This window comes from Aeromonas salmonicida subsp. salmonicida (genome assembly GCF_001643305.1).
Taxonomy (GTDB): Bacteria; Pseudomonadota; Gammaproteobacteria; order Enterobacterales; family Aeromonadaceae; genus Aeromonas; species Aeromonas salmonicida.
Genome location: NZ_LSGW01000044.1, coordinates 146,285 through 160,167, shown reverse-complemented (window position 1 = coordinate 160,167; position 13,883 = coordinate 146,285). Strand labels below are relative to the sequence as shown.

General features: G+C 59.9%; 15 protein-coding genes and 1 pseudogene. 8 read left to right on the top strand and 8 right to left on the bottom strand.

The genetic code is table 11. From position 1 onward, the window contains the following. Positions 1-86 precede the first annotated feature (86 nt). The 6 genes and pseudogenes from AXW79_RS04265 (at position 87) to AXW79_RS23565 (ending at position 4,355) form a co-directional block, all read left to right on the top strand. Entirely contained in the window at positions 87-695 is a 609-nt protein-coding gene (locus AXW79_RS04265; protein ID WP_005311865.1) for a LysE family translocator, read from the top strand. Between the two features lie 190 nt (positions 696-885). After that, a pseudogene (locus AXW79_RS04260) lies at positions 886-2,755 on the top strand (peptidase U32 family protein). A gap of 180 nt (positions 2,756-2,935) precedes the next feature. Next, positions 2,936-3,265, top strand: coding sequence for a DHCW motif cupin fold protein (locus AXW79_RS04255; RefSeq protein WP_005311867.1), 330 nt, complete (start codon positions 2,936-2,938; stop codon positions 3,263-3,265). Positions 3,266-3,304: 39 nt separating this feature from the next. Next, positions 3,305-3,556, top strand: a complete 252-nt coding sequence (locus AXW79_RS04250; RefSeq protein ID WP_005311869.1) for a DUF1272 domain-containing protein — start codon at positions 3,305-3,307, stop codon at positions 3,554-3,556. Between the two features lie 133 nt (positions 3,557-3,689). Then, entirely contained in the window at positions 3,690-3,980 is a 291-nt protein-coding gene (locus AXW79_RS23570) for a methyltransferase domain-containing protein (RefSeq protein ID WP_227534446.1), read from the top strand. A 132-nt stretch (positions 3,981-4,112) separates the two neighbouring features. Then, positions 4,113-4,355: a hypothetical protein gene (locus tag AXW79_RS23565; protein ID WP_227534445.1), complete on the top strand. Its 243-nt coding sequence runs from the start codon at positions 4,113-4,115 to the stop codon at positions 4,353-4,355. Here the strand turns inward: AXW79_RS23565 and AXW79_RS04240 are convergent. After that, complete coding sequence (locus AXW79_RS04240) at positions 4,328-4,822, bottom strand: methylated-DNA--[protein]-cysteine S-methyltransferase (protein ID WP_005311871.1); 495 nt, start codon at positions 4,820-4,822, stop codon at positions 4,328-4,330. The genes AXW79_RS23565 and AXW79_RS04240 overlap by 28 nt on opposite strands. Beyond that, on the bottom strand, positions 4,809-6,395 hold the full coding sequence (locus AXW79_RS04235; RefSeq protein ID WP_017412487.1) for an AlkA N-terminal domain-containing protein: 1,587 nt from the start codon (positions 6,393-6,395) through the stop codon (positions 4,809-4,811). Before AXW79_RS04235 ends, AXW79_RS04240 begins: the two co-directional genes overlap by 14 nt. A gap of 170 nt (positions 6,396-6,565) precedes the next feature. On the opposite strand from AXW79_RS04235, the gene AXW79_RS04230 reads away from it, so the two are divergent. Continuing rightward, positions 6,566-6,967 carry a VOC family protein gene (locus AXW79_RS04230; protein ID WP_005311875.1) on the top strand — a complete coding sequence of 134 codons (402 nt, stop codon included), beginning with the start codon at positions 6,566-6,568 and terminating at the stop codon, positions 6,965-6,967. A gap of 69 nt (positions 6,968-7,036) precedes the next feature. On the opposite strand, the gene AXW79_RS04225 is transcribed toward AXW79_RS04230, so the two are convergent. From AXW79_RS04225 to AXW79_RS04215, 4 genes are all read right to left on the bottom strand, one after another. Beyond that, positions 7,037-8,515: a carboxypeptidase M32 gene (locus AXW79_RS04225; RefSeq protein WP_005311876.1), complete on the bottom strand. Its 1,479-nt coding sequence runs from the start codon at positions 8,513-8,515 to the stop codon at positions 7,037-7,039. A gap of 132 nt (positions 8,516-8,647) precedes the next feature. After that, entirely contained in the window at positions 8,648-9,229 is a 582-nt protein-coding gene (gene smrA, locus AXW79_RS04220; RefSeq protein WP_005311878.1) for a DNA endonuclease SmrA, read from the bottom strand. Positions 9,230-9,403: 174 nt separating this feature from the next. After that, complete coding sequence (locus AXW79_RS21825; RefSeq protein WP_085941496.1) at positions 9,404-9,589, bottom strand: DUF3149 domain-containing protein; 186 nt, start codon at positions 9,587-9,589, stop codon at positions 9,404-9,406. A gap of 57 nt (positions 9,590-9,646) precedes the next feature. Beyond that, on the bottom strand, positions 9,647-10,609 hold the full coding sequence (locus tag AXW79_RS04215; RefSeq protein ID WP_005311881.1) for a TraB/GumN family protein: 963 nt from the start codon (positions 10,607-10,609) through the stop codon (positions 9,647-9,649). 70 nt (positions 10,610-10,679) lie between these two features. Between AXW79_RS04215 and AXW79_RS04210 the strand changes: the two genes are divergently transcribed. Then, positions 10,680-11,012: a DUF1904 family protein gene (locus AXW79_RS04210; protein WP_005311886.1), complete on the top strand. Its 333-nt coding sequence runs from the start codon at positions 10,680-10,682 to the stop codon at positions 11,010-11,012. A 118-nt stretch (positions 11,013-11,130) separates the two neighbouring features. Here the strand turns inward: AXW79_RS04210 and AXW79_RS04205 are convergent, their stop codons facing one another. After that, entirely contained in the window at positions 11,131-11,964 is an 834-nt protein-coding gene (locus AXW79_RS04205; RefSeq protein WP_011899018.1) for an SDR family oxidoreductase, read from the bottom strand. Between the two features lie 101 nt (positions 11,965-12,065). Then, on the bottom strand, positions 12,066-13,502 hold the full coding sequence (locus AXW79_RS04200; protein ID WP_011899017.1) for an OprD family outer membrane porin: 1,437 nt from the start codon (positions 13,500-13,502) through the stop codon (positions 12,066-12,068). Positions 13,503-13,883: the final 381 nt, after the last annotated feature.

Sequence of the window (13,883 nt, the reverse complement as noted above, 5' to 3'; positions counted from 1 at the left end):
ATTCACAACTTTCACTTCTGGCATAACAAGCCGCCCCTTACCCTGAGCCCAGGTATTTACATTCAGCGTGCAGACAAGGAAAGGGTATGGAATTGACGAGTTGGCTGGCACTGGCCGCGATCTGTGTAATGGGAGCCATCAGCCCGGGGCCGAGTCTGGCGTTGATCATTCGCAACACTGTGCAGGGTGGGCAGGGGCACGGAGTGGCGACCGCCCTCGGTCACGGCTTTGGGGTGGGGATCTATGCGCTTATTACTGCGCTGGGGCTGTCGGTGCTGATCACCCAGACACCGCTGCTGTTTGATCTGATCCGCTACGGCGGCGCCGCGTTTCTCGCCTGGCTCGGCATCAAGGCGTTGCTTGCCAAGCCCGTCAGCGCCAAGACCGAGGAGGTGGTTCATCAACTGCGTGGCCGTCAGGGGGCATTCGAAGGCTTTATGGTGGCCTTTCTCAACCCCCAGCTCGCCATCTTCTTTATCGCCCTGTTCAGCCAGTTTGTGCGGGCCGACACTGGCTGGAACGAGGGGGGGATCATGATGCTCACCGCAGGCGGCATAGATGCTGTCTGGTACGTGCTGGTGGCGCTGGTACTCTCTCGCGGCCCAGTGCTGGCCTGGCTCAAGGCCAAGTCCTTTGTCATCGACAAGGTGAGCGGTCTGGTGCTGCTGGGGCTGGCACTCAAAGTAGTGCTCTGAGGTTCGCTTGTCAGCGGCTCGCGCCATGAGGGCTGGGCCGCTGAACGATTTCCCGGCTCCACGGGCGGGACTGCGAGCGTCAGACGTTCAATCCTGTATTTCGCGGTGATCTTAAGCGGGATCAAGGCAAATCCAGGGTGACTGGCCTAGAGTGACGGGCATTTTCTGTCTGCCGATAGATTCAGAGACCATGCATCCACAGACTCATCACCACACACTGAAGCGCCTCGAACTGCTGGCTCCGGCCAAGAATCTCGCCTACGGCATCGAAGCGATCAACCATGGCGCCGATGCCGTCTATATAGGCGGCCCTGCCTTTGGTGCCCGCAGCGCGGCGGGCAACTCCCTCGACGATATTGAAGCGCTGGCGCGCCATGCCCACCGTTTCGGCGCCCGGGTCTTTGTCGCCTTCAACACCTTGCTGCACGATCACGAACTGGAGCAGGCCCGGTGCCTGACCCACCAGATCTACCAAGCGGGGGCCGATGCACTTATCGTGCAGGACATGGGGCTGCTGGCGCTCGATCTGCCGCCCATAGCGCTCCATGCTAGTACCCAGACCGACAACCGCACGCCACAGAAGGTGAAGTTTCTGCAGGATGTGGGCTTCTCTCAGGTGGTGTTGGCGCGCGAACTGTCCCTTGCGCAGATCCGCGAGATAAGCGCAGCGACCAATGTGCAGCTGGAGTTCTTTATCCACGGCGCGCTCTGTGTCTCTTACAGCGGCCAGTGCAATATCAGCCATGCCCGTACCGGCCGCAGCGCCAATCGTGGCGAGTGTGCCCAGCTCTGCCGGCTGCCCTGTTCGCTGCAAAAGCCCGATGGGGAAGTGCTGGTGGCCGACAGTCACCTGTTGTCGCTCAAGGACATGGATCAGACCGACAATCTGGAGGCGCTGATCGCGGCAGGCATTCGCTCCTTCAAGATTGAGGGGCGCCTCAAGGGGCTCGATTACGTCAAGAACGTCACCGCCTGGTATCGCAAGAAGCTCGACGCCATTCTCGACAGCCGCTCCGATCTGGTGGCTGCCTCGGCGGGTCGTTGCAGCTACAGCTTCGAGCCGGATCCGAAAAAGAGCTTCAACCGTGGCTCTACCGACTACTTCCTCCATGGTCGTCAGCAGGGGATCGACTCCACCCCAGAGCCCGAAATATGTGGGTGAACCGCTGGGGCGTGTCACCAGAGTCACCAAGGATGGCATCGAGATCGACGGCAAGCAGGTCACTCTCAACAACGGCGACGGTCTAGGCTTCTTCAAGCCGAACAAGGAGCTGGTGGGGATGCGCCTCAACAAGGTGGAAGAGAGGGCAGGACGTAAGCAGTTACTCTTCTCCGAGTCCATTCCTGGTCTGAAAGTGGGCACAGAAATCTACCGCAACCACGATCAGGCATTCAGCAAGATGCTATCAAGCGCGAGCGCGGATCGTCGCATCCGGGTCGATATGCAGCTCTCTGAATGCGACGAAGGGATCCGGCTCGATCTCACCGATGAGCAGGGCATCAGCGCCACCGTCCTGCTTCCCTGCGACAAACAGCCTGCCGACAATCCGGAGCGGGCGCGGCAACAGGCACGCGACCAGCTTGGCAAACTCGGCAATACCCTGTTTGTGGCGCGCAAGATTGAGTTGGCATTCACTTACCCGCTATTCATCGCCGCGTCCATGCTCAACGGTCTGCGTCGGAATGGCATAGCCGCGCTGGAGGAGGCTCGTCTTGCCAGCTACCAGAGGCCCGAGCGGCGCATTGCCCTGCGGGATGTCAGCTATCCCCAGCACCGCCTCTCCTACCTTGGCAATGTGCTGAACAGCGCGGCCGAGCAGTTCTTCCGCGAGCACGGGGTCGAGCGCATCGCTCCCGTCTATGAGGCGAACAAGGAGGAGGGAGAAGTGGTGCTGATGATCACCAAGCACTGCATCCGCTACAGCCAGAACCTCTGCCCGAAAGAGGTGCCCGGCCTCAAGGCTGAACCGCTGGAGCTCAAGATGGGCAAGGACAGCTTCCGCCTGCGCTTTGACTGCCACCGCTGCGAAATGCAGGTGATGGGGAGCCTCAAGCGTTAATGGCCCATCAAGATACCAGACGGGGAATGCCACAGGAGTGGGTTTGATGGCAGTATAAGACGCTCGAGAGAGGGCCCGCTTGCCCGAGATGCCGCGGTCAATGGCTGGCATGGCGATGCCTTCTGTGGGGGCAAGCGAGTCGTCCTTGGGATCCCCGTTTTTTCGACAAATGGAGTTGTGATGGAAATCAAAGACCTGCCGTTTTGCACGACCCGTTGGGCCGATATCGAACCGACCGAGCACAAGGGGGAAACCGGCGTCGCCCGTTGGCATACCCAAACCTTTGGTGCGCTGCGGGTTCGGATGGTTGAATATTCTGCTGGCTATCTGGCGGATCACTGGTGCAGTAAGGGCCACGTCCTGCTCTGCATCGAGGGAGAGCTGCACACAGAGTTGCAGGATGGCCGCGTCTTCACCCTGACGGCGGGCATGAGCTATCAGGTAGCCGACAACGCCGAGCCCCATCGATCCTTCACCGAGCAGGGCGCCAGGCTCTTTATCGTCGACTGAGCCGCTCACCTTCTTCTGCTGCCACTGAGGCCAACCACCATGCTCGAACTCAGGCCCAACTGTGAATGTTGTGACAAGGACCTGCCCGCCGACACCGGGCTTGCCTATATCTGCTCTTTCGAGTGCACCTTCTGCGCCGATTGCAGCGAGCACTATCTGCAACTGACTTGCCCCAACTACGGCGGCGAACTGGTCAGGCGTCCCCGCCGCCCCACGGCCAAGCTGGCGAACAGTCCGGCTTCCATCAAGCGAATATTCAATCCAGCCCTGAGAAACAAGAGAGATAGCTAGCGGCGCTCCTGGTCGCCGTTCCCTGGTCGTCTCGTGGGCGGCGTACAAGGTCTGAACCCTTGCGTCATCATGGCGCTTTACCTTCTCCCGACAGGAGCCCGTATCAAGGGTTTCAACGAGCAAGGAGGGGCAGATGGTGGAACGATTCAAAGGTGACGGGGCACAAGATTATGATCAGCGCATCTCGCGGCTGGTACCCGGTTATGCGCTGCTGCATCAGCTCAGTGCGGCCCAACTGATGACGAGGCTTGGTCCTCGCGCCCGTGTGCTGCTGGTGGGGGTCGGCACCGGCAGTGAACTCTTGCTGCTTGGACAGTCCTGTCCCGAATGGCAGTTTATTGCCCAGGATATTTCGGCGGACATGCTGGCACAGGCCCGCCAGCGGGCGGAGCTGGCAGACATGGCCGAGCGGGTCACATGGTAGGAGGGGCCGCTACCGGCGCAGAGCCTGCAGTGTGACGGTGCGCTCTGTCTGCTGGTGCTGCACTTCCTTCCCTTTGAGCAAAAAACGGCGCTACTGCGAGATATTGCCCGTCAGCTCCGGGCGGGATCTCCCTTGCTGATGGCCGACTTGATGGCGGCGCAAGATGACACCGAGCGAGCGGTTATGGGCCTGCAGGCCCATCTGGCCGGTTTACCGCTCTCGGCCAGCGAGCAGATGATACAGCGTCTGGATCGGGACTTTTTCCCCTTGAATGAGGACCAAACCCGGCAACTGCTGGGGGCTGCCGGGTTTGGCACTGGCTGGCGCTATTTTCAGGCGCTCGGTTTTCATGGCTGGTTGGCTGAACGTGACTGATCACATTCCAGCGCCAGCAACTGCTGCTTGATGGGCAGCCCGCCCGCATAACCGGTCAGGCTGCCGTTTTGGCCTATCACGCGATGGCACGGCACTATGATCGAGAGCGGATTGCGACCGTTCGCCGCGCCCACTGCCCGTACCGCCGCCGGTTTGCCGATGGCGCGGGCGATATCGCCATAACTGCGGGTCTCGCCATAGGGAATGTCGCACAGTGCCTGCCATACCGCCTGCTGAAAGGCGGTGCCGTGGGCGGCGAGCGGCAGGGTAAAGCGCTGCAGACGCCCGGCGAAATAGGCGGCAAATTCGGCAAGATAGGGGGCGAGCGCTTCACTGTCTTGTTGCCAGCCGCTCATATCGGGCAGTGCCCGCAGGCCAGCCACAAAGTCCACGTGCACCAGGCCGCGGGCGTTGATGGCGACCAGCAGTTCGCCGCAGTCTGTTGGCAACACGTCATAGCGGATCATGGGTTATCTCCTCGTCATAGCGTTGGGGCGGATTGCTCCCCGTTGTGGGTGAAACCAGGCTCGCAGTGGGGGTCGATGGCTGCTTGATGAGCAGTGCCGGTTGTTCGCTCATGGCGTGCCACAGCCAGCTCGCGGCATAGCCGCGCCAGGGTTGCCATGCTTCGCTTTGTACCAGCACCTCCTTCACTGGCAGCTTGTCGCCGCCCCCCAGCGCCTTTTGCAGCACCAGATCGGAGGCGGGGAAGGCGTCCGGATCCTGCCCGCAGCGTAGCCGCCAGTAGGCGACCGTCCAGGGGCCTATGCCCGGCAAGGCCAATAATTGTTCGTCGCTGGCCGTGTTCAGGGAAAGCGTACCGCTTGCAAGCGCAGCGGCGAGCCCTTGCAGCGTGCGGATGCGACTGCCGGGCATGCCGATGCCGTCGAGATCCAGTGCACACAGCTGCGCTGGTGTGGGCAGTTGGGCCACGCCGAATTGCGCCTCGGTACGCGCCAGCAGCCGACCCATGATGGTGATGGCGCCCTTGACCGATACCTGCTGGCCAACAATGGCGCGCAACATCACCTCGTACTCATCCCAACCGGCGGGCAGTCGCACCCCGGGCCAGCGTGACTGCAAGCGGGCCAGCAGCGGATCCTGGCCGAGCCGCTCGCCGATGCGCTGCATGTCGGCATCGAGATCCCACATGCGGCGCACGCGATACAAGAGATCAGGCAGTGCAGCGGGCGGCAGATCATGCACTGTGAGCCTGATGCTATGGCCCTTGCCCTGCTCGATGCGGATCCATCCAGACTGATCGCCGACCCTGTGGCGCCGTTCATACACATTTCCATCAACCCGCTCCAGCCCGGGGATGGCCCGTAGCCGATAGAACGCCAGCATGGCCGCCACATCGTAGGGCGGGCGATACGGCAATTGCAGCGTGAGTGCAGCGCCACCTTCCGCCGCCCCCTCATTCCCTTGCTGTTGTCGCAGGGCTCTGGGCGCGAGGCCATACGCCTGGCTCCAGGCATCGTTGAAGCGGCGGATGCTCGCAAAGCCTGCCGCAAATGCGATATCCGTGATGGGCAGTGCAGTTTCGGTCAGCAGCCGTTTCGCGAGCAGCAGGCGGCGCGTCTGCTCCACCTGTTTTGGCGAGGCACCAAGGTGCTGTTCGAACTGGCGGCGCAGCGTGCGCTCCGTGATCCCGGCCTGCTGCGCGAGCATTGCGAGCGTTGTGTCTGCCAGCTCGCCACGTTCGATCCGCGCCAGCAAACGGGCGAGTCCGGGCGGCAGATCGCCGCTGGCGGAAGGGGCCAGCTCGGGGCGACAGCGCAGACATGGGCGCAGACCATGCTGCTCGGCGGCGGCTGCGCTTCGGAAGTAGCGCACGTTGTGCTCGTGCGGTGGCCGAGCGGGGCAGACGGGGCGGCAGTAGATGCCGGTGGAGAGCACGCCGGTAAAGAAACGGCCATCGAAGCGCGCATCGCGGGCGAGGCGGGCTGCATGGCACTGTTCGCGGCTGAGGCTCGGGATCCCTTCATCCTGAGGGTTGTCACTGACGGGCTGTGGGGTCATGGGATGCAAGCTCTGCATTGGGTGTATGGCTGAGAGTAAGGGGGAGTGGGCGCAGTGACTAGCCAGAAACGGACAGGAATTGAAATAAAATTGTCGTCGGGAGAGAGCCGATGACGAGATTGAAAGCGGTCGAACCGGGCGGGCAAGTGTGAGAATCTGGGGTGACAACATCCAAGGAGGATTGCACCATGCCCGGACCCGCTCGCGCCGGCGCCCTGATCTACGCCAGGGATCTCGGCCTGCTGACCCATTTCTACCGCACCTTGCTGCAGATGGATATTCGCAGTCAGGAAGCCGGCTTAGTGGTGATGGAAAATCACGACATCCAGTTGCTGATCCACGCCATTCCCGAGTCGATTGCCTGTGATATCGATATTCAGGTGCCACCGATCCTGCGGGAAGAGGGGGCGATCAAATTGTTCTTTACCGTGCCAAGCCTCGCCTGGGCCGAGGCGAAGGCGGCCGACCTCGGTGGCGGCCTGTTGCCGCAGCAGTGGCAGGGACCTGGCTTGGTACTGCGCAATGCGTTCGATCCGGAAGGCAATATCCTGCAATTGCGCGAGCTTCTCACCACCCCCGACCCGCTGTGATGGATTGCCCATAAAAACGGGACAGTCTCGCTGCCCCGTTGCCCTCTTCATTCGCTGTCGCCGCATCCGTTATTTCAGATAGCGCTGCTCCAGATGCTGGCGCAGCCAGCGCGGGTTCAGCGCCTCGCCAGTCGCACGGCGAATGAGCTCATCCGTGCTGTGCATACTGCCCTGTGACCAGATGTTGCGACCAAGCCAGGCGAGCACCTCCGGCAGGCGGCCCGCCTCGATCACGCTGCTCATGTTCCCCAGCTCTTTCTCGAGGGCAAAACGCAGCTGCGCCGCATACATGGCGCCGAGCGTGTAGCTCGGGAAGTAGCCAAACGAGCCGTCTGTCCAGTGAATGTCCTGCATGCAGCCATTCTGGTAGTTGCCCTGGGTGGAGAGGCCGAGCCACTGCTGCATCTTGGCATCCCACAGCTCGGGCAGATCCGCCACCTCGATGCGCCCTTCCATAAGGTCACGCTCCAGCTCGTAGCGCAGGATCACGTGAGCCGGGTAGGTCACCTCGTCCGCATCGACCCGGATAAAGCCGGGCTCGACCCGGTTGTAGAGCTTCACCAGGTTCGCCGGCGCAAACGCCGCCTGCTCGCCAAAGTGGGCGCGAATGTGCGGTGCCAGCAGCGCCAGGAAGGCCGCATCGTGGCCGAGCTGCATTTCGCAGAACAGGCTCTGGCTTTCGTGAATGCCCATGGATCGCGCTTCGGCCACCGGCTGGCCCAGCAGCTGGCGCGGCAGCCGTTGCTCGTAACGGGCGTGGCCGGTTTCATGCACTATGCCCATCAGGCTGGAGACGAATTCCTGCTCGTTGTAGCGGGTGGTGATGCGCACGTCGGTCGGCACGCCGCCACAGAAGGGGTGGCTGCTCACATCGAGCCGACCGTGGGCGAAATCAAAGCCGAGCAGCCCCATTACCTCCTGGCCGAGCGCCTGCTGATTTGCGATGGGGAAGGGACCTTGCGGGATCAAGATGGATTCATATTTCTGCTGTTCACTCACTTGCTGGATCAGGCCGGGCAGCCAGCCAGTGAGATCGCCGAAGATCTGATCCAGCCGCGCGCTCGTCATGCCGGGTTCGTACAGCGCCAGCATGGCGTCGTAGGGGCGTACATCAAGCGCCTCGGCGCGAAGGCGCGCCACTTCCCGCGACAGGGCCACCACTTCCTTCAGATTGGGGGCGAAGCCTGCCCAATCGTTGTTTTTGCGTTGGCTGCGCCAGGCGTGCTCGCACTTGCTGCCCGCGAGGGATAAGGCCTCGACCAGATCCGTGGGCAGCAGGCTCGCATCCTGCCAGTGGCGTTTTATCTCGGCGAGATTGGCGCGCTGAGCGTTATCCAGCGGCTCGCTTTCGGCCTTGGCTATCCAGTCGCCAAGCTCGGGGGCTGTGCGTTTGTGGTGGATCAGCACGCCGAGTTCGGCCATGGCCTCGGCGCGTGCCTCGTTGCCGCCCTCCGGCATCATGGCGGCCTGATCCCAGCCGCAGATGGCGCTGAGGTGGGAGAGCCGGTACAGCTGTTGCTGATGTTGTTCAAGTTTTTGATATAACATGGGATTGTCCTTGTTATCGTCCCTGATGGTATGCACCCCGTACCTGGCATGATCGGGGCCGATCGATGCTAACACTGCCATCGCGCGTTTACCACCCTGGCTGAAGGGGCCTGACCAGATGACGGTTGCTGACTAGCCGAGCCGCTTCTGGTGTCGCTCGCGGTTCTCCGCCTTCTGGCGATCGCTTTTTCGCAGCAGCACATAGAGGGCGCCGCTGCCACCGTGGCGGCGCTCTGCGCTGTGGATGGCCATGACGGCGGGCAGTTGCGGCAACCAGGCGCTGACATAGCTCTTGAGCAGGGCTCGCGGCGTGCTGCGCTCCCCCTTGCCGTGCAGGATCAGCAGGCAGCGGATGTCCCGCACCTCGCAATCCGCAATGAATTGCACCAGCACCTGACGCGCCTCATTAAGGGTCTTCTGATGCAGGTCAAGGCTCGCCTGCAACTCATATTTGCCGAGTCGCAGCTTCTTGTAGACCCCCTCCTGCACCCCATCGCGCTTGAAACCGATGATGTCATGGGGATCGAGCATCTCCACCGCCTCCATGGTGAGGTGGTCGAGTGCCAGTTGCTCGGCGGTAGCCGCCTGACGGCGGGCCAGTTGCGCTTCCGTCGGGACGGGTTTGCCCGCAGGGGAATGGATATTGTCGCTGCGAATGGGGCGCACATCGGCCACTTCATTGCGAAACAGTGAGAGTTCGTCGTTGCAATACACGGCAGGCTCCCCGCATTGGAATGAGCGGGCATTATAGCGGGCGGGGGCGAGTCAGAAAATGGCGGCCAGCATCGGCCGGCTGATGCTGGCCGACAGGCAGGCACTATTGGCCGATAGACAATGCCAGCCAGGAGACATGGGCAGGCGATCGGGGGGATCGCCTGACGCAGGGCGTTACTGCTCTTCTTTCGGCGGCTTGGCGCTCATCACCTTGTAGATGAAATAGACCGCATAGGAACTGATCAGCAGGAAGGTGCCGATAATCACCAACATGGACATGAGTCCCACGCTGTTGCCGAACATCAGGTTCATCCAGAATTCCATCTCACACACTCCTGTCATCCCATTGATGACAGGCATGATAGATACCTCTTTGGGCCTGATGGGATGATCTCGATCAAGTCCCCTTGCGGTTATTTAATCGGCAGCCTGATCTGTGAGCCGCCTCCCATTCGGCCCAGTGCGTGTTGGGACAGTCCCCCGGTTTGGCAGGGCCTTCACGTCATACCCTGGTCGTTTACTTAGCGGCGTGACGCGCCACCCTTGCTGCTCCAGCAGGGCGATCAGGCCCTGGTCGCCGTAAAGGTGCAGGGCGCCTACCACGATAAAGCTCTCGTTTGGCAGGGTTGGCCACTTTTTCAGCCAGTTGTGGTTGCGTTCCGCCAGCAGGGTTTGCTCCAGCCAGGCTTGCAGCTTGGGCGGCGCCATCTCCGCTTTCAGCAGGCTGACGAGGGCGGCCTGATCCCCGTCCTGCCAGGCTTTCATCACATCGCGAAAGCCGGTTTCCAGCTGGGGCAGCTCATCCAGGGTGGTGGATAGCATCAGCGTCTGGTTGTCGCCGACGCTGGCAAGATAACCGAGCTGTTCGAGCAGGGTCTCGAAGCCCACTATGGGCTTGCCACTCTCGGTGGCACGTTTGGCAAAGTGCTGATCCACCCCGAGTGCACTGCTGAAACCGGTGCGCTCGAGTGCGGCCTGGGTCAGGGTGATGGCGGCAAACCAGGGGCGCAGCGGGGAGAGCATGGTCTCGGTCAGGCCGTTCTGACCGGCGGCTATGATGGTGCGTCGGTAGAGATCGGCTGAGACATGATCCTTGAGCGTCTTGCCATCGGTCAGACGGGTGATGGTGCCCATATCCTGCCACTGCTCCTCACCTATGTGGGTCAGGTCAGCTTCCATCACCAGGGCATGGCTCTGTTGCCAGGCACGCTCTATGGGGTCGGGCAGCGGATAGAGGGAGGGTTTGCCCGCATGGATGGAGCCCAGCAGCCAGTGCTGCTGGTCGCCCTTGTTCACCCGATAGAAGGCGGGATCGGCAAAGGCGGTCAAAGGCAGCAACAGGCAGAGCAGGAAGGAAATCAGCGTGCGATGAAATCTCATGAGGCACCTTATGTGAGCGGATTGAGTTCTCTATGATAAGTCCTCATTCGTCACAGCCAAGAGGTTTCCCATGCCCCATCTTCGTTTTAGGGCCGTTTCAGTCGATACCCTCCAGCAGATCAGCACCCCTTTGTTGGCTGAGCTGTGCGCCCTCACTGGCGGCAAGCCTGAATTTGTCACCCTGGAGTGTGTCGACAGCAGTTGGGTGCGCAATGGTGCGATCGAAGCTGGCTTCCCGTTTGTGGAGCTGGTCTGGTTCGAGCGGCCGCAGGCGATGCAAGATGCCGCTGCTGCGCTCATCACCCGCCACCTGAAGGCGGTGCTGGGGGAGCAAACTTATGTGGTGGTACAGGTGCTGCCCATCGTAAAAAGTCACTATTACAGCAACGGTCAGCACTATTGAGGGGAGTATCGACGTTCATCCTGGCTGCGGGACAGATGGCGGGCAAGGGGCAGACGGGGGTCACATCATCAACCGCAGGGCGAGCAGGCGGTGCCACTCACCCTGTGTGAATCAAGGATCAGGCCGACTTGGAGAGGATCCGGTCAAGCCAGCTGCTTGGCAGCAGGCGGCGCAGTATCGCAAACAACCGGGTCGGGAAGGTGACAGGGTAGCGATGCTTGGGGCGCTTGCTCTGCAGTGCATGGAGCAGTGGCGGAATGCAGGCATCGCTTGGCAGCGTGAAGCCGCTGGTGGCCCCCTCTTTTTCCAACCGGGTCAGGGTCTGGCGATAGGCGCCCTGATGACGACTCTGGGCCGGATCGATATGGCGCACGAAGGCGGCGTGGGCATTGGCACGAAAGCGGGTATCGATGGGACCGGGTTCGATCAGGCTGATGTGCACGCCGCTTCCCTCAAGTTCGAGGCGCAGGGTGTCGGTATAGCCTTCAAGGGCAAACTTGCTGGCGTTGTAGGCGCCGCGATACTTCATGGCCACCAGCCCCAGCACCGAGCTGTTCTGCACTATGCGCCCCTCCCGGGCTGCCAGCATGGTCGGCAGTATCTGGCGGATCAGGTGATGCCAGCCAAACAGATTGGTGTCGAACTGGGCCCGCAGCGCCTCTGTGGGCAAGTCTTCCAGTGCGCCAGGCTGGCCATAGGCACCGTTGTTGAACAGGCCGTAGAGACGGCCTCCGGCCAGCTCCAGTGCCTCGGCAGCACCCTGCTCAATGCTGGCGGTATCGGCCAGATCCAGTTGTACAGCCAGTAAACCCTGCTGTTGCAGCTGTGCTACATCGTCGGCCTTGCGAGCGGAGGCGATCACGGTAAAGCCGTGGTCACCGAGCGCCTTGGCGGCGGCGAGGCCTATGCCACTGGAACAGCCGGTGATGAGCACGAAGGGGTAATCATCCATGGTGGCGGCCTGAGTGTGGCCAAGGTGGGCATGGTAGCCTGAGTGCGGCCAAAAAGAAAACCGGGCCAAGGGGCCCGGTTTGCTGAGGTTGCACCGCCTGCTTACAGTATGGTGAACGGCATTATGATGTGGAACTTGACGTCATGCTCGGAACTGAACATGTTCGGATAATACCAACTCCCCTTATCGTCTTGTTCGTTGTTGTAATCTGTGTAGTGCAGTTTGAACAGGGTGCCTTTCAGCTTGCCATCTTGCACCGTGTACATGACGTCGAAGTTGGCCGCCCACTCTGTGCCATCAGTACGAGTACCATCACCGTTTTCTGCATCCCAACCATAAGCACCAGAGACACCGACGGACCAGCCTGGTGCACCTACTAGATCATCCAGCGAACGATTTACACCAGCAAATAATGCTTTTTCATTATTGTGGTTCCAGTCAGAACGGGAATCCCACCAGATTTCGTTTGCGCCCTGGGAGTTGCCGTAGCCACGGGTCAAGCGGGGCAGGTAGTTGCCGAGGTCACCTTCAGCTTTGGTCCATAAACCTTCAATACGGAAGCCGTAAGGCCCTATGGCCCAACCAGCAGTCAATGCTTGCTGCCAAGCTAAACCGTCATAGTCATTGTTATCGGTGTCAGAGCCATAAAATTGATAACTGGTATTAAGACCACCGAGCACATCAAATTTCTGGGCAAGTTTGAAATGATAGCTATCCATATAGCCTTCAGACTGACCATATGAGCCTGTTACAGCAGTACCGTTTTCGAAGGTATAACGGGCTGCCAAGCCATGGATGTAGTCAATCTGGTTAGCATCTGAATATGAGTCTGATGCATACGGGTTGCTTTTGGAGAAACCATTGGTATTTCTAAACCAAGGAGCCTTGTATTCGTCTGCAATAGCATAGGTGAGGTAGAGACCACCGAAGTTTCCCTCGATTTGACCACCACGGTAGGTACCTGGCTGATAAGACCAGTTCACGCCTAATATGCCTGGTACATTCAGTTGAGTAAAACCACCTTTTGCAGTAACTGCACCATCCATAAACTTAAGTTTCAGTGCGGCAGTCGAGAGGCTGGCACCATTTTCAGACAAACCGTCACCACCAGCCCCCCAACTGTTACCCCAGAAAGAGAACTCATTTTCTTCGTTAACACCATTACTTTCGTCAACAGCCAAATTAGCGGCACCAAAACCACCGATATCTATACCGACAACATCCCAAGCGTATCCAGAGTTAAAATTCAGGGCAAGCTGAGCTGTCGAATGGCTCAGGTTGGAGTGATACTTGCCATCCTGAGCAGGCACATATTCGCCTTTGTCGTTGTAATGCGCATCCTGAGCTTGTTTGCGATCACGTTCGCGCTGAAAGTAGAAAACTCCGCCGCTCAGCTTGGCATCATCAGCAAAAGCCTCATATGACTTGCCATAGGTCGGGCTCATCATATCCTGGGCAGCAAATGCCATACCGGGGGCTACCAAGGCGGCAACAACAGCTGCGCTCAATGCGGCACGCTTGAAGATCACTTTTTCCATTTTGTATTGCTCCTGATTTTATGGACTTAGCTTTTTGTCCGGCAGTCAGGCAAGGGCCCGCCGCTCGGTATTGGCATTGCAATCAAGACCCCGTAGGGCAAAAAATTCTTTCTATGTCGGCTGCGGCCGCGACGTCTTGGCACATCTGCGGTGGTGCAGTTCTGTTCATCACATCATTTATTTTTTATGTTCCGATTCTTGGCTATCGGACAATTCCAAGAGTACGTTCGCGGTGCGAAATATCAATGGAAAGTTCCCACCAAGTTTCAAAAATATGACCGAGTGCAAATAATCATGGATCTTGGTGTGGACACTCCCAGCCCACTCATATCGCAGCTGATAGCGTTTTCAAGTGAAATGACCTGCCGGTGTGGGCGGATC